This is a genomic window from Microbacter sp. GSS18 (genome assembly GCA_029319145.1).
Classification (GTDB): Bacteria; Actinomycetota; Actinomycetes; order Actinomycetales; family Microbacteriaceae; genus Microbacterium.
In genome coordinates, this window is the sequence record CP119753.1 from 3,273,472 (window position 1) to 3,296,887 (window position 23,416).

Below are 23,416 nucleotides of genomic sequence, written 5' to 3' on the forward strand. Positions count from 1 at the left end.
ATGCCGAGCAACATCGAGATCGCCCAGGCGGCCAGCCTGCACCCCATCACCCGGATCGCCGAGGGCCTCGGCATCCCCGACGAGAGCATCGAGCCGTACGGCCGGCACAAGGCCAAGGTCTCGCTCGACTTCCTCGCCGGCATCACCGATCGCCCGCGCGGCAGGCTCGTCCTCGTGACCGCCGTGTCGCCGACGCCCGCCGGCGAGGGCAAGACCACCACCACCGTGGGCCTCGGCGACGCCCTGAACCGCGTCGGCGAGCGTGCCATGATCTGTCTGCGCGAACCCGCCCTCGGGCCGGTGTTCGGCATGAAGGGCGGCGCCGCCGGCGGCGGCCATGCCCAGGTCGTGCCGATGGAGGACATCAACCTGCACTTCACCGGCGACTTCGCCGCCATCGGCGTCGCCACCAACCTGCTCGCCGCGCTCATCGACAACCACATCCACCACGGCAACGCGCTCGGCATCGACCTGCGCCGCGTCACGTGGCGGCGCGTGCTCGATGTCAACGACCGGGCGCTGCGCGACGTCGCGATCGGGCTGGGCGGCCCGGGCAACGGCTACCCGCGCGAGAGCGGGTTCGACATCGTCGTGGCGAGCGAGGTCATGGCCGTGTTCTGCCTCGCCACCGACCTCGCCGATCTCAAGGAGCGGCTCGGCGAGATCGTCGTCGGCTACACACGCGAACGGCAGCCGGTGCGCGCCCGCGACCTCGATGCGCACGGGTCCATGACCGCGATCCTGCGCGATGCGCTCGCCCCCAACCTCGTGCAGACCCTCGAGCACACGCCGGCGTTCGTCCACGGCGGTCCGTTCGCGAACATCGCCCACGGCTGCAATTCGCTCATCGCGACCTCGTCCGCCCTCCACCTCGCCGACTACGTCGTCACCGAAGCCGGCTTCGGCGCCGATCTGGGGGCCGAGAAGTTCGTCGACATCCTGTGCCGCGAGTCGGGCCTGCGTCCGGACGCCGCCGTGATCGTGGCGACGGTGCGCGCGATGAAGTACCACGGCGGGGTCGACGTCCCGGACCTGGCCGAGGAGGACGTCGCGGCGGTCCGCAAGGGATGCGCCAACGTCCGCCGCCACCTCGCGACGGTGCGCGAGACGTTCGGCATCCCGGCGGTCGTGGCGATCAACCACCGGGCGGAGGACACGGATGCCGAGGTCCAGGCGCTCATCGACGAAGTGACGGATGCCGGCGGCCGCGCGATCGTGGCGCGGCACTTCGCCGAGGGCGGCGCCGGCGCCGAGGAGCTCGCCCGGGCGGTCGTCGAGCTGTGCGACGAGCCGAGCGAGATGAGCTTCACCTACCCCGACGAGGCGTCGCTGTGGGAGAAGATGCGCGCGATCGCGACGCGGATCTACGGGGCGTCCGACATCACGGCGTCCTCGGCGGTGCGCAAGCAGATCCGCCGTCTTCAGGACGACGGCTACGGGTCGTTCCCGGTGTGCGTCGCCAAGACGCAGTACTCGTTCTCGACCGACGCGAAGCTGCGCGGCGCACCGTCGGGCCACGTCGTCGACATCCGCGAAGTCCGTCTGTCGGCCGGCGCGGGCTTCGTCGTGATGATCTGCGGCGACATCATGACGATGCCGGGCCTGCCCGCCGTGCCCGCGGCCGCCTCGATCGACGTCGACGAGAGCGGGCGCATCATCGGGCTGTTCTGAGGTGACGTGACGCCCGGTGCTCGGGGGCCGTCACCGCAGTCGCGACGAACGACGAACCCGTCCGGCGGGCTCAATCGACGCCGAGCTCGAGCACCCACTCGTTGTAGGCGACGTCCCGCCCCCGCCACGGTCCCGATGATGTGCCCCGGAGCGTGAATCCCGCGCGCCGGCACATCGCGTTCGACGCGGTGTTCGACGGCCACGGGAAGGCTGCGAGCAGCCGCCGATCACCGGCGGCGGTGACCAGGTCCACCAGCCGACGCAGCGCCTCGGTCGCCACGCCACGACCCTGCCACGCCGGCTCGACGCTCCACCCGGCCTCGTAGGCGGGCTCGCCGTCGAACTCGATCGGCCAGTATCCGATGCCGCCGACGGTGTGTCCGTCCACGTCGATGCGGAACATGTGCGATGCGCCCGTCTCGCGGTCGCGCAGGTAGCGCTCGTGCCGCGCACGGACCTGTGCGTCGGTCTCGGGCCCGCCCAGGTGCTCGGTCATGTCGGGGGTGTTGGCGCGCTCGAGGACGGCCAGATCATCTGGACTCCACGGCACGAGCGAGACCTCCATGCAGCCATCCTGCGCCTGTCCTCCGACCTCGACAACATCCCCGCGGCACAGCGGCTGTCGGGAACACACAACACGTCTCGGGACCGGTCCGACGCACATTTGTGCCTCTCGAACAACGAGCTTGGAGTGCTGTTGTGGGAGTCCTACGTTCGGAGTCGACTTCCCGTCCCCATCACAGCGAAAGGTGATGTGCATGACCGACGCCGCCGTCCGTTCCCACAAGCCGTCCACCAGCCGACGCACGCCCGCAGGCGGTGCCCCCACGGCGCCGCACACCGCCGAGGAGGCATCCGAGCCCCGCATCGACATCCCCGGAGTCACCGACCTGCTGCTGGGCACGTGGGCCGAGACCCGTCGTGCCGCGCGCGAGATGATCAAGGACCCCGCGTTCTGGCGGATCGATGGGATGCCGGTGCCCGAGCATCGCGAGCGCGTGCTGGCGCAGCTGCACCTGCTCGTCGAGAACGGCGCGTCCGGCCGCGCGTACCCCGAGCGGTACGGCGGTCTGAACGACAACGGCGCCAACCTCGCCGGCTTCGAGGAGGTCGTCCTCGCCGACCCCAGCCTGCAGATCAAGTCGGGTGTGCAGTGGGGCCTGTTCGGCTCGGCGATCCAGCAGCTGGGCACCGAGAAGCACCACGACGCGTGGCTGCGCGACGTCATGACGCTCGAGCTCCCGGGCGCGTTCGCGATGACCGAGACCGGGCACGGCTCGGACGTCGCCGCGATCGGCACGACTGCGACCTACGACCCCGCGACCGAGGAGTTCGTCATCCACACGCCGTTCCGCGGCGCGTGGAAGGACTACCTGGGCAACGCCGCCCTGCACGGGAAGGCGGCGACCGTGTTCGCTCAGCTCATCACCGGCGGCGTGAACTACGGCGTGCACTGCTTCTTCGTGCCGCTGCGCGACGACGAGGGGAACTTCCTCCCGGGCGTCGGCGGCGAGGACGACGGCGTCAAGGGAGGCCTGAACGGCATCGACAACGGACGCCTGCACTTCGACCACGTGCGCGTCCCGCGGTTCAACCTCCTCGACCGCTACGGCCAGGTTGCCGAAGACGGCACCTACTCCTCGGACATCGGCAGCCCCGGCCGCCGGTTCTTCACGATGCTCGGCGCGCTCGTGCAGGGCCGCGTCTCGCTCGACGGCGCCGCGACGACCGGCACCGCGCTCGCGCTGAACATCGCCGTCACGTATGCCAACCAGCGCCGTCAGTTCGACTCCGGCACGGGCACCGACGAAGTGGTGCTGCTGGACTACGGCAAGCACCAGCGGCGTCTGCTGCCGCTGATCGCCCAGAACTACGCGCAGTTCTTCGCGCACGACGAGCTGCTGCGCAAGTTCGACGGCGTGTTCGGCGGCGAGCACGACACGCCGGAGGAGCGCGAGGACCTCGAGACCCTCGCCGCCGCCCTCAAGCCCCTCTCGACGTGGAACGCGCTGTCGGGCATCCAGGAGTGCCGCGAGGCCTGCGGCGGCGCCGGCTTCCTCGCCGAGAACCGGCTCGTGGGCCTGCACCAGGATCTCGACGTCTACGTCACGTTCGAGGGCGACAACAACGTCCTGCTGCAGCTGGTCGGCAAGCGCCTGCTCAGCGATTACGCCAAGCAGTTCAAGGGAGCGGATGCCGCGACCCTCGCCCGCTTCGCCGTCGGCCAGACGGCCGGCAAGGTGTTCCACGGCGCCGGGCTTCGCCAGCTCGGCCAGGCCGTCGCCGACTTCGGCTCGACCGCACGCTCGGTCGAGCTCGGGCTGCGCGCCGAGCAGCAGCACGAGCTGCTGGCGGACCGCGTCGAGCAGATGGTCGCCGACGTCGCCGCGGCTCTGCGTCCAGCGTCCAAGCTGGACCCCGCCGAGGCGGCCGCGCTGTTCAACCAGCACCAGGCCGAGCTGATCGAGGCGGCCCGCGCCCACGGCGAGCTGCTGCAGTGGGAGGCATTCTCCGACGGTGTCAACGCCGTGTCCGACGAGGGCACGAAGCAGGTCCTCACGTGGCTGCGCGACCTGTTCGGCCTGCACCTGATCGAGAAGCACCTGGCATGGCACCTCATCAACGGCCGCCTGTCGACGCAGCGCGCGGCATCCGTCTCGCGCTACATCGACCGGCTGTGCAACCGGCTCCGACCCCACGCGCAGGATCTCGTCGACGCCTACGGCTTCGCGCCCGAGCACGTGCGCGCGCCGATCGCCTCCGGCGCCGAGCAGGCACGGCAGGACGAGGCGCGCGCGTACTACGCCGCGCTCGAGGCCTCGGGTGAGGCGCCGGCGTCGGAGAAGTCGCTGAAGAAGAAGTAGCGCTCAGCCGACTCTGTTGCCGCACAGGCCGCAGATGCCGCTCGCGGCCACCTCGACGAAGCAGTCCGGGCACACCGCCCGGGGCTTCTCGGGGGCGGCCGGCGCGCGGCGCGGCGCGGCGGCGCGGCGCTCGGTCTTCGCCCGTGCCCGGGCGGGCGCGCTCGCGGCGTGCGCCGGCGCGGGCGGTGCCGCGATCGCGGGCCGGTGCTCGAGGCAGTAGAACCGCACGTACCCGTCGTGGTTCTTCGGATGCCGGTGCTTGACCGCCCACAGCTCCGTGCGGGGCCGGGGCTCGGCTCCGGTGCCGCAGATGAAGCAGTTGGTGTCCTCGCCGGGCATGACGTCGGACAGCAGCGTCGGGGTGTCGAACGGGAGGGAGCTGCGCCAATCGGACGACGAGACGATCTTCATGGTGGTGCTCCTTCTGGCCCCGGGGGAAGGGCCCCCTCTACGGTATGCGACGCAGGTGAACGGCGGGTGCGGATCGGCGAGGAGGATGCCGTCGCCTCCGGCGCCTCGGCGCCGCACGACCGCTTCCGCGTCGTCGTCCCCGTGCCCGCCGCTGTCCCCGGCCCCGCCTAGGCTGGACCGGTGACCACCGATGTGCGCACCGGCCCCGACGGCATCGCCCGCTGCGCGTGGGTGGGCGACGACGCCGAGTATCGCCGCTATCACGACGAGGAGTGGGGGCATCCGCTCCACGGCGACCGCGCCCTGTTCGAGAAGATGAGCCTCGAGGGCTTCCAGGCCGGGCTGTCGTGGATCACGATCCTGCGCAAGCGGCCCCGGTTCCGCGAGGTGTTCGACGGCTTCGAGCCGTCGGTCGTCTCCGCCTACGGCGACGCCGACGTCGAACGCCTGATGGCCGACGCCGGCATCGTGCGCAATCGCGCGAAGATCGAGGCGACGATCTCGAATGCGCGCCTCGTCGTCGATATGGAACCGGGGGAGCTCGACGCGTTCGTGTGGTCGTTCGCCCCGGTTGATCGGCCGCGGCCCGCCTCCTTCGCCGAGGTGCCCGCGACGACACCCGAGTCGGATGCGCTGAGCAAGGCGCTGCGCAAGAAGGGCTTCCGGTTCGTCGGCTCCACGACGATGTACGCGCTCATGCAGTCGGCAGGGCTCGTCGACGATCACGTCGAGGGGTGCTGGCGCGCGGGCTGATCGGCGCCGATTCGGCGATAGGCTCCCCGCATGCCGCTCGCACTGGTCACCGGGGCGGCGCGCGCGAACAGCATCGCCGCCGGCATCGTCACGAGGCTGGTCGCCGACGGCTGACAGGTCGCGACCAGCGATCTCGACGGGGGTGACGTCCCGCGACCTGCCCACGCCCGAGGGCCCGGCCGACGTCCTGCTGTCGGACGAGGGCCGTTGGGTCTCCGGGCAGCTGCTCCACGCCGACGGCGGGCGTACTGACCGCCGGGATGTCGCCCGCATGGGCCAGACTGAGCACGGACTTCCCGCCGAAAAGGAGCACCGCATGGCCGACGCATCCGTCCCTCTCGCCGACGCGCACGAGGTCATCCGCGTCGTCGGCGCACGCGTGAACAACCTCAAGGACGTCTCGGTCGAGATCCCGAAGCGCCGGCTGACGGTGTTCACGGGCGTGAGCGGCTCGGGCAAGTCCTCGCTGGTGTTCGACACGATCGCCGCCGAGTCCCAGCGGCTCATCAACGAGACCTATTCGACGTTCGTGCAGCAGTTCATGGGGTCGCTCGCACGACCCGAGGTCGACGCGCTCGAGAACCTCAGCCCCGCGATCCTCGTCGACCAGGAGCGCATGGGCGCCAACGCCCGCTCGACCGTCGGCACCGTCACCGACGTCCACGCGATGCTGCGGATGCTGTTCGCCCGGCTCGGTGAACCGCACGTCGGCGGCACCCAGGCCTTCTCGTTCAACGTCCCGTCGGTGAGCGGCGCGGGTGCGATCACGCTGCCCAGCGGCAGGAAGGAGCGGCGGTCGTTCTCGATCACCGGCGGCATGTGCCCGCAGTGCGAGGGCCTCGGCGAAGTGAGCGACGTCGATCTGGACGCGCTGTACGACCGGGACAAGTCGCTCGCCGACGGCGCCGTCACGATCCCGGGCTACACCGCCGACGGCTGGATGGTGAAGGCATACACCGAGTCGGGCTTCGTCGACCCCGCCACCCCCATCCGCGATTACACCGAGCAGGAACTGCAGGACTTCCTCTACAAGGAGCCGACGAAGGTCAAGGTCGCCGCATCAACATGACGTACGAGGGGCTGGTCCCCAAGATCACGAAGTCGATGCTGCAGAAGGACCGCGACTCGCTGCAGCCGCACATCCGGGCCTTCGTCGACCGCGCGGTGACGTTCACGGCGTGCCCCGGGTGCGGCGGGACGCGGCTGAGCGAGGCCGCGCGCTCGTCGAAGATCGCGGGTCTCAGCATCGCCGATGTCGCCGCGATGCAGATCACCGACCTCGCCTCGTGGCTGCGCACGATCGACGATCCGTCGGTCGCCCCGCTGCTGCAGGGGCTCCAGCAGACGATCGATTCGTTCGTCGAGATCGGTCTCGGCTACCTGTCGCTGGATCGCTCGAGCGGAACGCTGTCGGGCGGCGAGGCGCAGCGGACGAAGATGATCCGACACCTCGGGTCCAGCCTGACCGACATCACCTACGTCTTCGACGAGCCGACCGCGGGGCTCCACCCCCATGACATCGAACGGATGAACGCGCTGCTGCTGCGGCTTCGCGACAAGGGCAACACGGTGCTCGTCGTCGAGCACAAGCCCGAGGTCATGGCGATCGCCGACCACGTCGTCGACCTGGGTCCGGGAGCAGGGACGGCCGGCGGCGAGATCACCTATCAGGGCGACCTCGCGGGGCTGACCGCCTCGGACACGCTCACCGGCCGCCACGTCGGGCACCGCGCGCGGCTCAAGCCCTCGGTGCGGGCCCCGAAGGGCACGCTCGAGATCCGCGGCGCGTCGCAGCACAACCTCGTCGACGTCGACGTCGACGTGCCCCTCGGCGTGCTCGCCGTCGTCACGGGCGTCGCGGGGTCGGGCAAGTCGTCGCTCATCCACGGGAACGTGCCGGCGTTCGACGACGTCATCGTGGTGGACCAGTCCGCCATCCGGGGGTCCCGGCGCAGCAATCCGGCCACATACACGGGGCTCCTGGATGTCATCCGGAGCGCCTTCGCGAAGGCCAACGGTGTGAAGCCGGCGCTCTTCAGCGCGAACTCGAAGGGGGCCTGCCCGGTCTGCAAGGGTCTCGGCGTCATCATCACCGAGCTCGGCTACACCTCGACGGTCGAGACGACGTGCGAGATCTGCGAGGGCTCGGGGTTCTCGGACGAGGTGCTCGAGTACACCCTCGACGGCAGGAACATCCACGAGGTCATGCAGATGTCGGTGGCCGAGGCATCCGACTTCTTCGCCGGCTCCAAGCCCGCCCGGGCCGTTCTCGACCGGCTCGTGGACGTCGGGCTCGCCTACATCGCCCTCGGGCAGGCGCTCAGCACGCTGTCCGGCGGCGAGCGTCAGCGCCTGAAACTCGCGATCTCGATGGCCAAGAAGGGCGCGGTCTACGTCCTCGACGAGCCGACGACGGGGCTCCACCTCGCCGACGTGGACAACATGCTCGGGATGCTCGACCGGCTCGTCGAGGCCGGCAACAGCGTCATCGTCATCGAGCACCACCAGGCGGTGATGGCGCACGCCGACTGGATCATCGACCTCGGACCCGGCGCCGGCCACGACGGCGGGCGGGTGGTGTTCGAGGGGACCCCCGCGGACCTCGTCGCCGATGCCGACACGCTCACGGCACGACACCTGCGCGCGTACGTGCAGGGCTGAGCGGCACCGGCCCGTCTCGCCGGCGGGCGCCGGGGGTCAGCGGTCGGGGTCGGCCAGGTGTGCGGCGCCGTGGTTGATGACCTTGACCATCACGCCGCGCTGCCGCAGGGCCGCGAAGGTGCGGGCCTCTTCGTCGATGTCGCGGCCGAGGGCGTGCACGTTCGCCACGGCGAGCACGTCACCGCTCGTGAGCGTGCCGAACAGGCGCACGAGGCGGTCCTCCCAGGACTCGAGCGTCTCGGGCGCCGGGTGGCGGAAGCCCTCGATCGGCACACCGAACCGCGCCAGCGCATTGCGCTGGTCGACGACAGAGGGCATGTCCTCGCGCGAGACGACCAGGCCCACCAGGCGCGAGCCGGCCGGCCGCGCCAGCCACCAGTTGCGGTCGGACTGCAGCTCGGTGAAGCACTCCGGGCACGCCGCCGCCGAGTGCGGGTGTGCGGCCGCCGCGGCATTCGTCGTGCCCGTGGTGTCTGTCATGTCGCCCCCTGTGTCATGACCATTCTCGCCCATGCCGCGCACCCTCGACGCCGCGCCTGCCGGGGCCGCACATCGGGCGCAGGCGATCTCGCGGAGACAGGAGGATCCGGGTCGGTTCCTCCTGTTCCGGCGATCTCCTGTTCCGGATGCGCGGCAGTGCGGCGCCGGGCGTCAGAGGATGCCGAGGGCGGCGACGGCGTCGCGTTCGGCGGTGAGCTCGGCGACCGAGGCGTCGAACCGCGCGCGGGCGCGCTCGTCCAGTTCCAGGCCCTCGACCACGCGGTAGCCCGAGCCGTCGGACATCGCCGGGAACGAGCACACCAGGCCCTCGGGCACTCCGTACTCGCCGCGGGACGGCAGGGCGACCGACGTCCACCCGGCCCCCGGCTCGCGTCCCTGCACCCAGTCGCGGACGTGGTCGATCGTCGCGTTCGCGGCCGAGGCGACCGACGACGACCCGCGCACCTCGATGATCTCGGCGCCGCGGCGCGCGACGCGCGGCACGAACTCGTCGTCGAGCCACGCCATGGCCTCCTCGGCGGAGCCGAGCAGTTCGGTCAGCGCCGCCATCACCGGGCGGCCGTCGACGGTGGCGTGGGCGACGTCGGGGAACTGCGTCGCCGAGTGGTTGCCCCAGATCGTGACGTCGCGCACATCGCCGGCGCCGGCGTCGAGCATGGCGGTCAGCTGCCCGACCGCGCGGTTGTGGTCCAGGCGCGTGAGCGCCGTGAAGCGGTCGCGGGGGATGTCGGGGGCGGACGCCGCCGCGATCAGCGCGTTCGTGTTCGCGGGGTTCCCCACGACGACCGCGCGCACGTCGTCATCGGCGTTCGCCTGGATCGCTGCCCCCTGGGGACCGAAGATGCCCGCGTTGGCGGCGAGCAGGTCGGCGCGCTCCATGCCCGGCCCCCGCGGCCTCGAGCCGACGAGGAGGGCGATGTTGCAGCCGTCGAAGGCCGTGCCGGGGTCATCGGTGATCTCGACGTCCCGCAGCAGCGGGAAGGCGCAGTCCTGCAGCTCGAGCGCGGCGCCCTCCGCCGCGCGCATCCCCTGCGGGATCTCGAGCAGCCGCAGCCGCACGGCGCGGTCGCCGAGCATGTCCCCGGCGGCGATGCGGAACAGCAGCGCGTAGCCGATCTGGCCTCCCGCCCCGGTGATGGTCACGGTCAGTGGTGCCAGATCCATGGGCACGAGCCTAGACCCGCACCGGTGCCTGCGGGTGACGGAGGTCGCGGGAGCGCCTCAGCGTCGGATGGGCGGGCGCGGAGTACCGTGTGGGGATGACGTTCGAGACGAACGCCTGCGTCGGGGGGATGAGGGCACGGCGCGAACGCGCGCGCGTCGCACCCCGCGGCGCGCGAGGCATTCCGGGGGGAAGCCTGTGAATCCACAGCTCGAAGAGATCCTGTATCCGCCGATCGAGCCGTATGAGACCGGCGAACTGCTCGTCGGCGACGGCCACCGCATGTACTGGGAGCAGTGCGGCAACCCCGAGGGGAAGCCGGCGGTGTTCCTGCACGGCGGCCCGGGTGCCGGATGCTCGCCGTGGCACCGGCGGTTCTTCGATCCCGAGAAGTACCGGATCATCCTGTTCGACCAGCGCGGATGCGGTCGCTCGACGCCGCACATGAGCGAGCCCGACGCCGACCTGCGACACATCACCACGTGGCACCTGGTCGCCGACATCGAGTTGCTGCGCCGCAACTTCGGCATCGAGAAGTGGCAGGTCTTCGGTGGGTCGTGGGGAAGCGCGCTCGCCCTGGCCTACGCCGAATCGCACCCGGATGCCGTGAGCGAGATCGTGCTGCGCGGGATCTTCACGCTGCGCCGTCACGAGCTGGAGTGGTTCTACGAGGGCGGTGCGTCGGCGCTCTTCCCCGACCTGTGGGAGGACTACATCGCCCCCATCCCGGTGCTCGAGCGCAATCGCATGATCGAGGCGTACCACCGCCGGCTCGGCGACCCCGACCCTGCGGTCCACGTTCCCGCGGCGGTCGCGTGGACGCGGTGGGAGGCGGCGACCCTCACGCTCCTGCCCGACGAGGAGCTCGTGGCGGGGATGACCCAGGACGCCGCCGCGACGGCGTTCGCCCGCATCGAGAATCACTTCTTCATCCACGGGGGATGGTTCGAGCCCGACCAGCTGATCACCGCCGCCGCGATCCTGAAGGACATCCCGGGCGTGATCGTGCAGGGTCGCTACGACGTGTGCACGCCCATGATGACGGCATGGGACCTGCACCGCGCATGGCCCGAGGCCGACCTCGTCGTGGTGCCGGATGCCTCGCACGCGGCATCCGAACCGGGCATCGCGCGCGCCCTGCGCGAAGCGACGGACCGCTTCGCGGCGGGCTGACCCTTCGCCTCGACGCGTCACGTCGCTCCTCGCCCATGGGCCGCCGGCCGGAGGCCCGTCGCTGAACGAGTGCGGCGAGACGGAGCGCCTTGCGGGCGAACGCCCAGCCGCGCACTGGTAGCCTGAACCCACTGGCAGCGCTCCGACGCGCTTCTTGCGTCGTAGAACGCTTCCCTCGCCGCCGTCTCCGGACGAAGCCGGCTGACATCTTTCGCACGGCGACCCGCGGTCGAGATCCGACCCGGCACCGACGGGGCACACGCGTGCCCGGAGACACATGACCGACATCACCTTCGGCGCGCTCGGCGTGCCTCAGCCCCTCGTCGACGTCCTCGCGTCAGAGGGCAAGACCACCCCGTTCCCGATCCAGGCCGACACCCTGGGCGACACGCTCGCGGGCCGCGACGTGCTCGGCCGCGGCAAGACCGGCTCGGGCAAGACGCTCGCCTTCTCGATTCCGCTCGCGGCCCGGCTGGGAGCGCAGGAGCGCTCCACGCGTCGCGGCCGTCGCCCTCGGGGACTCGTGCTCGCCCCGACTCGCGAGCTCGCGACGCAGATCAACGCCGTGCTCGAGCCTCTCGCGAAGGCCGCGGGCCTGGTGACCACCACGATCTTCGGCGGTGTGAACCAGAACCGCCAGGTCCAGGCGCTCGCCGCGGGCGTCGACATCGTCGTGGCCACCCCCGGCCGCCTCGAGGACCTCAAGGGGCAGGGGTTCCTGCACCTCGACGCGGTCGAGGTCACCGTCATCGACGAGGCCGACCACATGGCTGACCTCGGATTCCTGCCGGTCGTGACCCGCATCCTCGCCGCAACGCCCGCCGGCGGGCAGCGCCTGCTCTTCAGCGCGACGCTCGACAACGGCGTGGACAAGCTCGTCAAGCGCTTCCTGCGCGACGAGGTGCTGCACTCCGTCGACGAGGCGACCTCGCACGTCGCGGCGATGACCCATCACGTGTTCACGGTCGCCGACACCGACGCCAAGAAGGAGCTCGTGCGCACGCTGGCGTCGGGCACCGGCCGCCGCATCCTGTTCATGCGCACGAAGCACCAGGCCAAGAAGCTCGCCCAGCAGCTCACCGCCCGCGGCATCCCGTCGGTCGACCTGCACGGCAACCTGTCGCAGAACGCCCGCGACCGCAACCTCGCGGCGTTCTCGGCCGGCACGGCTCGAGTGCTCGTGGCCACGGATGTCGCCGCGCGCGGCGTCCACGTCGACGAGGTCGAGCTCGTCGTCCACGTCGACCCGCCCATGGAGCACAAGGCGTACCTGCACCGCTCGGGCCGCACCGCCCGTGCCGGCGCCGAGGGCTCGGTCGTGACGATCGTGCTGCCCGAGCAGCGCCGCGATGTGACGGCGCTGCTGCGCAAGGCCGCCATCTCGGCTGCGCCGGTCGCCGTCGACGCCTCGTCCGCGGAGGTCACGAGCCTCGTCGGCGAGGTCGCGGCGTACGTCGCGCCCGCGCCGAAGGTCGCGCCCGAGCCCGGCAAGAGCCAGGGCGCGAACGCCCAGCGCAAGCGCGCCGCCCGCGACGCCCGTCAGGGCCAGGGCGGCGGTCAGGCGAAGCGCCAGGGTGGAGGGCAGCGCCAGGGCCAGGGCCAGACCCGGGGCCGGCACCACGCCGACGGCCAGCCCGCCGGCGGCCGGGCGCACGGCGCGTCCCGCTCCACTGCGGCTCCCGCCTTCTCGACGTCGACTCCTGCGCCGGCTCATCCTGGCCGCCGCACCAACCGTCGCGCGAGCCGCGACGCGGCCGCTCCCGGCGGCCGCTGACCGGCATTCGCCGACGCCGGAGAGTCGCGTCGGGCTCACCGTGCGGGTCCGGCTCGCGCGGACGGTTTGCGTCGCGCGCGACGCGTGATCCGTCCGCGCGGTCAGTTGGCGGCGGTGTCGGCTGCGGGCCGGGAAGCGTCGTCCGGTGCCAAGCGATGGTCGGCCCAGAGCCCTCACTTGGCGCTGCGCGCCGGTAGGGGCGCGTGACGCGGCATCCGGCGCCAAGCGAGGGTCGGCCCTGAGTCCTCACTTGGCGCTGCGCGCCGGTAGGGGCGCGTGACGCGGCATCCGGCGCCGGCGAGGGTCGGCCCTGAGTCCTCACTTGGCGCTGCGCGCCGGTAGGGGCGCGTGACGCGGCATCCGGCGCCAAGCGAGGGTCGGCCCCGCGCCGTCACTTGGCGTTGCCTGTCGCTAGGGCTGCGGGATGCGGCATCCGGCGCCGACCCATGCCGCGGCGGGCAGGTCGGCCGACCGCGCGCTCGCGGCTCAGCCCGCGGCGCGCTCGCGGCTCACGGCGCTGCGCGCACGCCCCGGATCAGGTCGGCGGCCACCTCCCCGACCAGGATCGCGGGTGCGCTGGTGTGCCCGTGGATGATCGTCGGGAACACCGATGCGTCCGCCACGCGCAGTCCTTCGACGCCGCGCACGCGCAGCTCGGGATCGACGACGGATGCCGCGTCCGACCCCATGCGCGCCGTGCCGCACGGGTGGTAGAGCGTGTGGGAGTAGCGGTGCAGCGCGACGCGTGAGCGCTCTTCGGGAGTCATCGACTCGGCGCCGGGGGGCTGGATCCACCGGCCCGTGGTGACGGCGCCGAGCGCGTCGGTCGCCACGAGCCGGTCGCACACCGCGAGCCCCGCCAGCATCGTGCGCTCGTCGAGGCCGTCCGTGTCGGTGAGGTACGCCGGGTCGATCACGGGCGCCTGCATCGGGTCGGCCGACGCGAGACGGATGCTGCCGCGGCTGCGCGGCCGCAGCAGGATGGCACCCACCGTCAGGCCCTCGCCGGGCGTCGGCACGAGTCCCTCGCCGACATAGGGCACCGGCGCGAAGATGATCTCGATGTCGGGGAGGCCCTCCGGCGCGGCCGTGGTGTCAGCGACCTCGGTGCGCACGAATCCGTAGGCCTCGGCGACGTTCGACGTGAGCATCCCGGTGCGCCGCGTGAGGTACCGCGCGAGCTCGGGCAGACGCTCGGCGCCGTAGAGCGTGCCGCCGGCCGCCTCGGGGGCGAGGCCCGCGACGAGGTGGTCCTGCAGGTTCGCCCCCACGTCGGGCGCGTCGGCGACGACCGCGATGCCGTGCTCGGCGAGGTGGCTCGCGGGACCGATGCCCGAGAGCATCAGCAGCTGCGGGGTGTTCACGGCGCCGCCGCATAGCACGACCTCGCGATGGGCGAGGGCATGGCGGGGGATGCCGTCGATCTCGACGTACACGCCGGTCGCCCGGCGGTCCCGGAATGTGACGCGGCGCACGTGCGCTCCCGTGACGATCCGCAGGTTCGGGCGCCGGCGGGCCGGGCGCAGGTAGGCGTCGGCGGTCGAGGAGCGCGCGCCGCGGTGCTGTGTGAGCATCGTCTGCGAGAACCCCTGGGCGCCCGGGCGGTTCGCCGCCGTCACCGGGTACCCCAGCTCGGCGGCCGCCGCGAGAAACGCCCCGGTGTGCGGTCGCGGGTCCCGTGCCGTCTCGACCGGCTGGGCGCCGCCGGTCCCCTGGCTGTCGTCGGCCGGGGCGTCGGTCCGCTCGATGCGATGGAAGTAGGGTGCGACCGCGTCCCATGACCACGCGGGCCCGGCCGCATCCGCCCATTCGTCGTAGTCGGCCGCGAAGCCCCGCACCCACATCATGGCGTTGAGCGACGACGACCCGCCGAGCGTCTTGCCTCGCGGCCAGTAGACGGAGCGCCCTTCGAGCCGCGGCTGGGGGACGGTGTCGTAGTTCCAGTCGTACGGGCCGCGGAAGAGCTTCGAGAAGGCCGCCGGCACGTGCAGTTCGGCCTTGGTGTCGGGTGCGCCGGCCTCGAGCAGCAGCACGGTGACCGATGGGTCCTCCGAGAGCCGCGCGGCCAGCGCGGCCCCGGCCGAGCCCGCACCGACGACCACGTAGTCGGCCGTGAGGGCATCGCCGCGAAGCCTCCTCATGCCCGCATCGCCTTCGCGAGCGTCCGCGCGAGCCCCGGAAGGCTTCCGGACGCGAGATAGCGCGTCAGTCCCTCGCACACCTCGGCGCCGGTGCGCGACGTGACGAACCAGGGCGGGGTGGGCAGGACGGTGAAGACGCCGCGCCCCAGCGAACGCGGGAACGGGCGGAACGGGCCGCGCGCCACCGAGCGCTCGACGCGGTCGAGCAGCAGCGCGTTGTGCACGACCCCGATGCCGCTGGAGACATCGGCGATCGTGCCGCCCGGGTAGCCGCCCCACGTCAGTCCCGCGGCGAGGAAGTTGAACGCCGTCCACGTGTTGATCGCGATGTCGCCGTAGCGGAGGTCGGCGATGGCCCGCTCGAACCCGTCGCCGAGCGCGGCCTCGGTCGCCGGGTCGATGAGGATGTTCGCGCCGAGGGTGCCGGCGAGGGTGTCGTTGGCGTGCGCGACGGCGGCGTCGAGGAACTCCTGGCCGAGGCCCGGGACGTCGACGATCCCCAGCACGGGGGCGAACTGCTCGGTGGTCTCCACCGCCGCCGGTCCCGTCCCGGCCGGGACCTCGACGAGGGCGCGGGTGCGCGCCGCGAACCACTCCGCGTCGGGATGGGCGGCGTCGAAGGCGCGCAGCCGCTCGTCGCTGCGCGGATACCAGACGGGCCGCTCGGGGGTCGCGGCGTAGGCGGCGCGCAGCGCCTTGAGGAACGCATCGCGCTGCGGCCAGTCGGGGCTCACGATCACGACCTGGCCGGCGATGCAGTTGTGGCCGGAGTTGACCAGGCGCATCGTGGCGATGTGCTCGGCCTGGTACGCCAGGTCGGCCTCGGACCACTCGCCCGGCACGACGATCATGGGAGACACCCCGCCGAGCTCTGCGGAGATCGGGATGGTCAGGCGCGGGTCGTCCGCCGCACGGCGCGCCTCGGCGTCCTCACCCGTGCCCCACACGATCGCGTCGAAGGTCGTCGCCGACCCGGTGATGTGCACGTGTGCGAAGCCGCCGTGCGCCGTGAGGTATTCGCCGACCTCGGGGCCGCCGGTGACGATGCGCAGGAATCCGGGTCCGATCAAGGGCGCGAGCGCCCTCTCGAACACCGGCACGAGGTCGTTCTGGGTCGGATTGACCTTCAGCAGCGACACCCGGTTGTGGGCGAACAGCTCGTACAGCACGTCGGCCACCGGGATGGACGAGATGTTGCCGGCGCCGAGGACGAGCCCGACGCCGCCCGACACCTCCGGATTCCGCTGGCCCAGCCCGGCTTCGCGCCGTGCTTGGACCGGAGTGACCCCCGGCTGGAACCACACTTCGCCGCGGAACCCCGACAGCAGCACCCGGTCCGTGCCGGTCAGCGGGAACGTGTGCGCCCGGACCCGTCCGCCGGACGCGGAGTCGATGCGGATGCCGTCGAGCGTGCTGCCGCCGGCCGCGAGCCGGTCCATCGCGGCGGCCATGCCATCCACGAGGGTGAGCGCGTGGTAGGGGCCGCCGAGCCACTCCTCGCCGCGATGGGGGTGACCGGGTTCGAGGCCCTTCGACGTCGAGGCGACATCGGCCCAGTCGCCGGCCGCGGCGGCGACCGTCGAGCGGATGCTGCGCAGGAGCCGGGCCCGCTGGGCGAGGGTCAGCGCCGCCCAGGCCCGCGCGCCGTCGTGGAGGTCCGCGATCGCGGCGTCGAGCGCGTCGGTGTCGCGCGACGCGTCGGCGTCGGGTGTGCCGCGTCTGGCTGCTGCCGGCATGGAACGCTCCTTCGCGCGGGTTCGATCACATTCTAGATCGCGGACCGGTACGCGGTCTCACTCCGTGTGCGACTCGATGTCGTGCCGCCGCAGGCCGTAGCGCGCCAGGGTGATGAGGCTGACCGCGAGCAGCATCGCCGGGGCCACGCTGAAGCTGATGACGATGCCCGTCACTGCCGCGTCCGGCTGGGTGACGCTCGCGCCCGCCGTCGACGAGACGTATCCGGTCACCGCGAGGATCACCGACAGCGCGGCCGCGCCGAGCGCGAACCCGACGGTCTCGCCGGCCGTCCACAGTCCGCTGAACGCACCGGCCTGCCCGGGTCCGTGGGTGCGCTCGTCGTGCGAGATGACGTCCGGGAGCATCGCCATCGGCAGCGACTGCATCCCCGCGTAGGCGATGCCGGCGATGCCCACGGGAACGTAGATCCATGCCCCGGGCGCCCACGCGACGCCCGCGATCGAGAGGGCGGCGACGGCGAAGACGACGCTCGCCCCGGCGAACGCGCGCTCCTTGCCGATGCGGCCGGCGACGGCGCCCCACGCGGGCGCCGCGAGCAGCGCCGGCGCGATGAGCGCCACGAACAGCAGCTCGACCGCGGCTTCGGAGTGCAGCACCCACGTCGCGACGTACTGGGCGCCCGCGAGCATCAGGCCGGTGGCCAGGGCCTGCAGCACGAACGTGGCCAGCAGCGCGCGGAACGGGCGGCTGCGGCGCAGGGCGCGCAGACCCGCCGCGTAGTGCTCGCGGATGCCGAGCCCGGCCGCCGGCCGCGGTGCGCCGGCGGGTGTGACCGGCGCGGCGACGGGGCGGCGGGCGACGGTCGTGGCGACCAGCATCCCGACGGCGATGACGGCGCCCGCCACGACGCCCATCACGAGGTAGCCCAGGACCGGATCGTCGGTGACGCGGCGCAGCGCGGGGCCACCGGCGCCGAAGGCGAGGATCGCGAAGGTCAGCACGACGACGCGCCACGACAGCAGTCGCGTGCGCTCGTCGTAGCTGCGGGTCAGCTCGGCGGGCAGCGCGATGTAGGGCACCTGGAACAGGCTGTAGGCCGTCGCGGTCAGCGTGAACGAGACGAGCACCCACAGGGCCCCGATGACGGGACCCAGGGCGGGTGGAACGGCGAAGGTGAGCGCGAAGAACACCGGCAGTCCGACGGCGCCCACCAGCATCAGCCGGCGGCGCGTGCCGTGGTGCGCGAGATCGCGGTCGGTGAGCGCGCCGATCACGGGATCGATCAGGACGTCCCAGATCTTGGACGCGGCGATCACGGCGCCCGCCGCGAGCGCGGCGACGCCGAGCGAGTCGGTGAGGTAGTACGCCAGCACGAGGCCGGGGAGCGTCGCGAACCCGCCGGTGCCGAGCGATCCGGTCGCGTAGCGGACGATCGTGCCGGGGGACAGGCGTGCGCGCGCGGGGTCGACCGTGACCGGGGCGGCGCCGGCGTCGGGGGCGTCGGAGCTCATCGGGCCAGTGTAGGCGTCCGCCGCGCGGCCTCCGGATCACCGGTGGACAGTGATCAGCCGAGCGGGACGAGCGTCGCGATGCGGCGGACCATCTCGATCGAAACGTCGACGAGGCTGAGCAGGATGCACAGCGTCCATCCCGCCTCCAGCCAGAAGCGCAGGCGTGGTCGCCGGGTCATCGCGTCCTCGAGCGGGATGCGGATGGCGATGACCATCAGCCCCCACGCTGCGATGTGGAACCGGGTGCGGACGATGCGCACGCCCAGCACGATCCAGTGCGCGAAGGCGGGCACGATCGCCAGGGAGAACCGCCGCAGCACGTCGCCGCGGCGCCAGATCGCGTAGACGATCGCGGGGATGAGCAGCAGCAGCACGATGCCGAGGCGACCGCCCCAGGGCTCGGATCCTCCGATGACGCTGCCGACGAACGGGAGCAGGGGAGCGAGCACCCGCTGCAGCGTCGACGGCATCCGTGACAGCACGTCTTCGCTCGGGGTGCCGCGGGGGGCGAAGAGGACCCCCGTGATGGCGTATTGGCGGGCGAGCCAGAAGACGAGCGCCGCCACCGGCAGGACCACCAGGACGACGCCGTCGCGCACGAGCGCGGCGAGCCGCGGCGCCGGCGCGCCCGCGGTCGACGACGCGGCATCCCGGCGCTCGAAGACGTACCGCATCAGCATCATGAGCCCGACGACGCCGACGCCGACGATGCCGTTCGGCTTGACCGAGACGCCGAACGCGATGATCGCGCCGGCGAGCCAGGCGGCGTGCATCCGCCTCTCGTGCGCCGCTCCCATCACCACGGCGGCCGCGGCGATCGTCGTGGCCGCGACCGGAACGTCGTTGTAGGCGACGTATGAGGAGTCCCACACCACCGGCATCGCGAGGCCTGCCGCGGCGGTCACGCCGGTTCCCCGCACGCCCAGGCTTCCCGCCAGCCCGGCGAGCGCGAAGCCGAGGGCGAGGAACGAGATGAAGTGGAGCAGGTGCGCGGCGACGTAGGACCCCTGTGTCGCGGCAGCGGTGTAGATGATCTCCATCATCGGGAAGCCGTCGACGTGACGGAACGGGCTGTCGTTCCAGCCGCCGACCTCGGCCCAGGCCACCGGCGCCGCCCAGTGGTAGGCGATCTCGTCGGTGCGGAACGGGGCTGCGGCCGTGCAGATCAGCGCGAGGACGAGGGCGAGGGACGTCGCGATGAGCGCCACCGGATGCGATCGGACGTGGCGCACGACGCCGGCCCAGCCGCGGAGCACGGGCTCGGCATTGTCGCGGAAGCCGACGAGTGCCAGCGCGATTCCCGCCACGGCGAGCGCGTACGGCAGCCACGGGCCGAGCAGGTGCAGGTGTCCCACGATGAGCGTCGTCACGCCCACGAAGCTCAGGCCGGCGAGCGGGATGAGCGCGACGCGCGTGGCGGCCGGGAGCTCGAGCCCGCGGGCGGCCCAGCGGGCGAGCGGGCCGCCGGCGCCGACGACGGCGATGCTCAGCAGGAGAGCGGTCCACAGCTGCGCGATCACGCGGCGACCGCCTCACGCGCGCACGCGAGCCCGATCGGGGTGTGGCACACGCGGCGTCGTGGCATGCGGCCAGCCTAGAGGCAGACTCACTCCTCGTCGTGAACGAGATCCTCCGCCGGGACGACGGTCGCCGCCGACAGCCAATCCGGCACGGCGGCGAGCGCGGTGGGCGGGGGGCCCGGGACGAACGTCGCCACGGCCGTGGTCCGCAGGGAAGGGAGCCACGGCTCCGTGAGCATCGCGACGAGGTCAGCTCCGCGGATGCCTGCGGCGTCCAGGGCCGCGAGCTCGTCGGCGTCGACGCCGACGGGCCGCTCGCCATTTCCGAGATCGGTGCCGTAGAGCACGTGCCCGCCCGCGTGGGCGAAGACCTCGAGATTCATCCGGGCTCGTTCGCGATCGGCGCCGTCGTGGATCGACAGGGTCGAGATCCACCGCTGACGAAGCGCGATCGCCCGCGCGATCGCCCTGCCGTCGACCCACTCGCTGAAGGGCGCGTGCGCGAGGGCATCGACGCGGGCGTCGAGCGCGAGGTCGAGCATCCCCGCGCCCTGCACGTGCGCGACGACCGGCAGTCGGTGTTCGTGCGCGGACGCGACGATCGCCTCGAGGGTCTGCGCGTCGAAGACGGGACCGGCGTCGGCGTTGAGCGCGACCTTGACGACGGATGCGGAGCACTCGACCTGCTCGTCGACGGCCGTCGCGGCTCCCGCGGGGACGCCCGGATGCAGGGAGGGATCGCGTACCTCGCGCACGATGCCCGCCGGCGCCCAGCTGCGACCCGACGGGTAGCCGCCCGGCGCCGTGAGGAAGGCGCCGGCGTATGCCGCGTGCGGCAGAGTGTCCCGGTCGCGCCGTGCCAGCAGCTCCGGGTCGCCGCCGAGGTCGAGCACGGCCGCGACGCCGCGTGCCGCCAGCCGCTGTTCGTCGAAGAGGTGCAGATGCACGTGGTGGTCGACGATCGGCGGCAGCGAGACGCCGTGCTCGCCGGTGAGCGCCCGCCGGCACAGGCGAGCGCGGGGTCCGAGGATCCCGTTCAGCGACGTGTCGCTCTCCACGCCTCCAGGCTAGTGACCCGAGGGCCGGAGTGCGGCTCAGATCAGCGAGAGCTCCCGCAGCTTCGCCTCGACGTCGGCGTTCGAGGGCTCGACGTGGTGGGACGAGTCGGGGTAGACGACCACCGGGATGTTGGTGCGACCCGAGATCTCGCGCGCGACATCGGCGGCGTCGGGGTCCGCCACGAGGTCGACGTACGTGTAAGAGACGCCGAGGCCGTCGAGCTGGGTCTTGGTGCGGACGCAGTCGCGGCACCAGTCGGCGCCGAACATCGTGATGGTGGAGGGGGAGGTCATAGGTCCATTCTGGCGGATGCTTCCTGGGTGACGGCCGGAAGCGCCACGGATCGCGCATGCGACGATAGGGACTGTGCAGCTGTCGATCATCGTTCCGACCTTCAACGAGGCCCCGAACATCGCGGAGCTCGTCTCGCGCATCGGCGGCGCCGTGGCAGGTATCGAGGCCGAGATCGTCGTCGTCGACGACAGCACCGACGACACCCCAGCGGCCGTCCTCGAGGCGGCCGCGACCGCACCGCTTCCGGTGCGGCTCGTCCACCGCGACAACCCCGCGGGCGGCCTCGGCGGAGCCGTGCTCGAGGGCTTCGTCGTCGCAGCCGCCGACGCCTGCATCGTGATGGACGGCGACCTCCAGCATCCGCCCGAGACCATCCCGGAGCTGTGGGAGCGCTTCGTGCGCGGCGACGTCGACATCGTCGTCGCGTCGAGATACGTCGGCGGCGGCACCTCCGGAGGCCTCGCCGACCGCACCCGCGTGCTGGTGTCGCGGGCGGCGACCGCGATCACCCGCGCGATGTTCCCGATCCGGCTGCGCGACGTGTCCGACCCGATGACGGGGTTCTTCCTCGTGGACCGGCGCACCGTCGACCAGGCCCTCCTGCAGCCGCGCGGGTTCAAGATCCTCCTCGAGATCCTCGCCCGGCGCTCGGTGCGCGTGGCCGAAGTGCCGTTCGATTTCGCGCCGCGTCATGCCGGGGACTCGAAGGCGAGCGTGCGCCAGGGCATACACTTCCTGACCCAGTTGACGGCTCTGCGCTTCGGCAAGATGTCCGTGTTCGCCCTGATCGGCGGGCTCGGCGCGATCGCGAACCTGGCGATCGTGTGGGCGCTGACGCAGCTGGGCGTCGGCTACGTCTTCGCCGCCGTCGTCGGTGCCGAGGTGACCATCATCGGCAACTTCCTGCTGCTGGAGCGCTTCGTCTTCCACGACATGCGGGCGGCGGCCTCGGCGGGCTGGGTCAGATTCGGCAAGTCCTTCGCGTTCAACAACGTCGAGGCCCTGGTGCGCATCCCGATCATGGCCCTCCTCGTCGAGACGTGGCACATCTCGGCGGTGCTGGCGACCGGGATCACGCTGGCGGTCGCCTTCATCGTGCGCTTCGTGTTCCACTCCCTCGTGGTCTACGCGCCCCGTTCCCCCGGCGCCGCTGCGACGCCCGCCCGCCGCATCGTCGACGAGCTCGACGCCCAGGCGACGTCGCCCGGCGAGCTGTAGTCGCCCTCTCGGTCGCCGTGCGCAGGCGCGGGCGGCCCGCCGGGGAAGCGTGCGCCGGTCAGCTCGCCCACGAGGTCCCATGCCCGCGATGCGTCGGCACGCCCCGTCAGCCGCCGGTAGAGGGGGCGCAGAGCGGGCGGTCCCGCGAGCTCGAGGAGACCGGACGGCGCCACGAAGTCGCCGGAGCGGACCCCCGGGCTCGTCGCGGCGTACAGCGCCGGGAGGGCGGCCTCGGCGGGACTCTGCAGGCCGACGCCGCGGTCGTAGAGGCCGCCCACGATGCGCGAGACCGCTGTCCGCCGCTCGCGCATCGACGCGGGCGCGATGTGCGTCATCGCCGTGCCGGGATGGCACAGCACCGACTCCACGCCCCACCCGAGATCCTCGCTGCGACGCCCGAGCTCGACGCCGAACAGGCCGAGGGCGACCTTCGAAGCCGCATAGGCACGAAGCGGCCGGTACCGTCGATCGAGGTTCGGATCGTCCCACGCGATCGCGCCGTATCGCGCCGCGAGGCTGCACTGCAGCACCACGCGCGCACCGCGGGCGCGCAGCAGCGGCAGGATGTCGGCGATCAGCAGAGCGTGGGACAGCATGTTCGTCTGCAGGTGCAGCTCGATGCCGTCGACGCTCAGATGACGCACGGGGTCGTTCAGCAGGACGATGCCGGCATTGAGGACCACGATGTCGACCGCCGCACCCTCGGCGATCAGCTGCCGCCCCAGGGCGCGCGTCGATGCGAGCGACGACAGGTCGAGGGACCGCAGCGTCACCGAGCCCGCGCCCGCGTCCTCGCGTATCAGGTCGCGGGCGCGCACGCCCTTCGCCTTCGAGCGCACCGGCATGACGACCTCGGCGCCGGCGCGCGCGAGCCCACGCGCGATCTCGACGCCGACGCCGTCGCTCGCACCGGTGACGAGGGCGCGGCGACCGGTCAGATCCCTCACATCGACGCTCCACCGCGGCGGGCGCGTCGTGGCTGCGGCATCCGGCATGGTGCCTCCT

19 protein-coding genes are annotated in these 23,416 nt (G+C 72.3%); 8 read left to right on the forward strand and 11 right to left on the reverse strand.

The annotated features are described in order from the left end of the window. Positions 1 to 1,671: a formate--tetrahydrofolate ligase gene (locus P0L94_15140; GenBank protein WES63793.1), complete on the forward strand. Its 1,671-nt coding sequence runs from the start codon at positions 1 to 3 to the stop codon at positions 1,669 to 1,671. Between the two features lie 70 nt (positions 1,672 to 1,741). Here the strand turns inward: P0L94_15140 and P0L94_15145 are convergent, their stop codons facing one another. After that, positions 1,742 to 2,236, reverse strand: coding sequence for a GNAT family N-acetyltransferase (locus P0L94_15145; GenBank protein ID WES63794.1), 495 nt, complete (start codon positions 2,234 to 2,236; stop codon positions 1,742 to 1,744). A gap of 193 nt (positions 2,237 to 2,429) precedes the next feature. Between P0L94_15145 and P0L94_15150 the strand changes: the two genes are divergently transcribed. Next, positions 2,430 to 4,535 (forward strand): acyl-CoA dehydrogenase, encoded by a 2,106-nt coding sequence (locus P0L94_15150; GenBank protein WES63795.1) that lies wholly within the window; start codon positions 2,430 to 2,432, stop codon positions 4,533 to 4,535. Between the two features lie 3 nt (positions 4,536 to 4,538). Here the strand turns inward: P0L94_15150 and P0L94_15155 are convergent, their stop codons facing one another. Beyond that, positions 4,539 to 4,946: a hypothetical protein gene (locus P0L94_15155; GenBank protein ID WES63796.1), complete on the reverse strand. Its 408-nt coding sequence runs from the start codon at positions 4,944 to 4,946 to the stop codon at positions 4,539 to 4,541. Positions 4,947 to 5,126: 180 nt separating this feature from the next. Here P0L94_15155 and P0L94_15160 point away from each other — a divergent pair, with 180 nt between their 5' ends. From P0L94_15160 to P0L94_15170, 3 genes are all read left to right on the forward strand, one after another. Then, entirely contained in the window at positions 5,127 to 5,699 is a 573-nt protein-coding gene (locus P0L94_15160; GenBank protein WES63797.1) for a DNA-3-methyladenine glycosylase I, read from the forward strand. 142 nt (positions 5,700 to 5,841) lie between these two features. After that, a complete protein-coding gene (locus P0L94_15165) occupies positions 5,842 to 6,768 on the forward strand; it encodes a hypothetical protein (GenBank protein ID WES63798.1) in 927 nt (308 codons plus the stop codon). Further along, positions 6,765 to 8,360, forward strand: coding sequence for an ATP-binding cassette domain-containing protein (locus P0L94_15170; GenBank protein ID WES63799.1), 1,596 nt, complete (start codon positions 6,765 to 6,767; stop codon positions 8,358 to 8,360). Before P0L94_15165 ends, P0L94_15170 begins: the two co-directional genes overlap by 4 nt. Positions 8,361 to 8,396: 36 nt before the next feature. On the opposite strand, the gene P0L94_15175 is transcribed toward P0L94_15170, so the two are convergent. Beyond that, positions 8,397 to 8,840: a hypothetical protein gene (locus tag P0L94_15175; protein WES63800.1), complete on the reverse strand. Its 444-nt coding sequence runs from the start codon at positions 8,838 to 8,840 to the stop codon at positions 8,397 to 8,399. Positions 8,841 to 9,011: 171 nt separating this feature from the next. Further along, positions 9,012 to 10,025: a malate dehydrogenase gene (locus P0L94_15180; protein WES63801.1), complete on the reverse strand. Its 1,014-nt coding sequence runs from the start codon at positions 10,023 to 10,025 to the stop codon at positions 9,012 to 9,014. A gap of 196 nt (positions 10,026 to 10,221) precedes the next feature. On the opposite strand from P0L94_15180, the gene pip reads away from it, so the two are divergent. Both pip and P0L94_15190 read left to right on the forward strand, forming a co-directional pair. Further along, the gene (gene pip / locus P0L94_15185) at positions 10,222 to 11,196 is read left to right on the forward strand and encodes a prolyl aminopeptidase (GenBank protein WES63802.1); all 975 of its coding nucleotides are present in this window, start codon (positions 10,222 to 10,224) and stop codon (positions 11,194 to 11,196) included. A 277-nt stretch (positions 11,197 to 11,473) separates the two neighbouring features. After that, positions 11,474 to 12,970: a DEAD/DEAH box helicase gene (locus P0L94_15190; protein ID WES63803.1), complete on the forward strand. Its 1,497-nt coding sequence runs from the start codon at positions 11,474 to 11,476 to the stop codon at positions 12,968 to 12,970. Between the two features lie 509 nt (positions 12,971 to 13,479). Here P0L94_15190 and P0L94_15195 read toward each other — a convergent pair. From P0L94_15195 to P0L94_15220, 6 genes are all read right to left on the reverse strand, one after another. Next, positions 13,480 to 15,111: a GMC family oxidoreductase N-terminal domain-containing protein gene (locus P0L94_15195; protein WES63804.1), complete on the reverse strand. Its 1,632-nt coding sequence runs from the start codon at positions 15,109 to 15,111 to the stop codon at positions 13,480 to 13,482. Beyond that, entirely contained in the window at positions 15,108 to 16,847 is a 1,740-nt protein-coding gene (locus tag P0L94_15200) for an aldehyde dehydrogenase family protein (GenBank protein ID WES63805.1), read from the reverse strand. Before P0L94_15200 ends, P0L94_15195 begins: the two co-directional genes overlap by 4 nt. Before the next feature lie 57 nt (positions 16,848 to 16,904). Next, positions 16,905 to 18,320, reverse strand: coding sequence for an MFS transporter (locus tag P0L94_15205; protein WES63806.1), 1,416 nt, complete (start codon positions 18,318 to 18,320; stop codon positions 16,905 to 16,907). Positions 18,321 to 18,373: 53 nt separating this feature from the next. Further along, on the reverse strand, positions 18,374 to 19,840 hold the full coding sequence (locus P0L94_15210) for a hypothetical protein (protein WES63807.1): 1,467 nt from the start codon (positions 19,838 to 19,840) through the stop codon (positions 18,374 to 18,376). Between the two features lie 86 nt (positions 19,841 to 19,926). Then, complete coding sequence (locus P0L94_15215; GenBank protein ID WES63808.1) at positions 19,927 to 20,898, reverse strand: hypothetical protein; 972 nt, start codon at positions 20,896 to 20,898, stop codon at positions 19,927 to 19,929. A 36-nt stretch (positions 20,899 to 20,934) separates the two neighbouring features. Continuing rightward, positions 20,935 to 21,192, reverse strand: a complete 258-nt coding sequence (locus P0L94_15220) for a glutaredoxin domain-containing protein (GenBank protein WES63809.1) — start codon at positions 21,190 to 21,192, stop codon at positions 20,935 to 20,937. Between the two features lie 73 nt (positions 21,193 to 21,265). Between P0L94_15220 and P0L94_15225 the strand changes: the two genes are divergently transcribed. Further along, on the forward strand, positions 21,266 to 22,411 hold the full coding sequence (locus P0L94_15225) for a glycosyltransferase family 2 protein (protein ID WES63810.1): 1,146 nt from the start codon (positions 21,266 to 21,268) through the stop codon (positions 22,409 to 22,411). Here P0L94_15225 and P0L94_15230 read toward each other — a convergent pair. Then, positions 22,318 to 23,406 (reverse strand): SDR family oxidoreductase, encoded by a 1,089-nt coding sequence (locus P0L94_15230; protein ID WES63811.1) that lies wholly within the window; start codon positions 23,404 to 23,406, stop codon positions 22,318 to 22,320. The genes P0L94_15225 and P0L94_15230 overlap by 94 nt on opposite strands. Between the last annotated feature and the right edge of the window lie 10 nt (positions 23,407 to 23,416).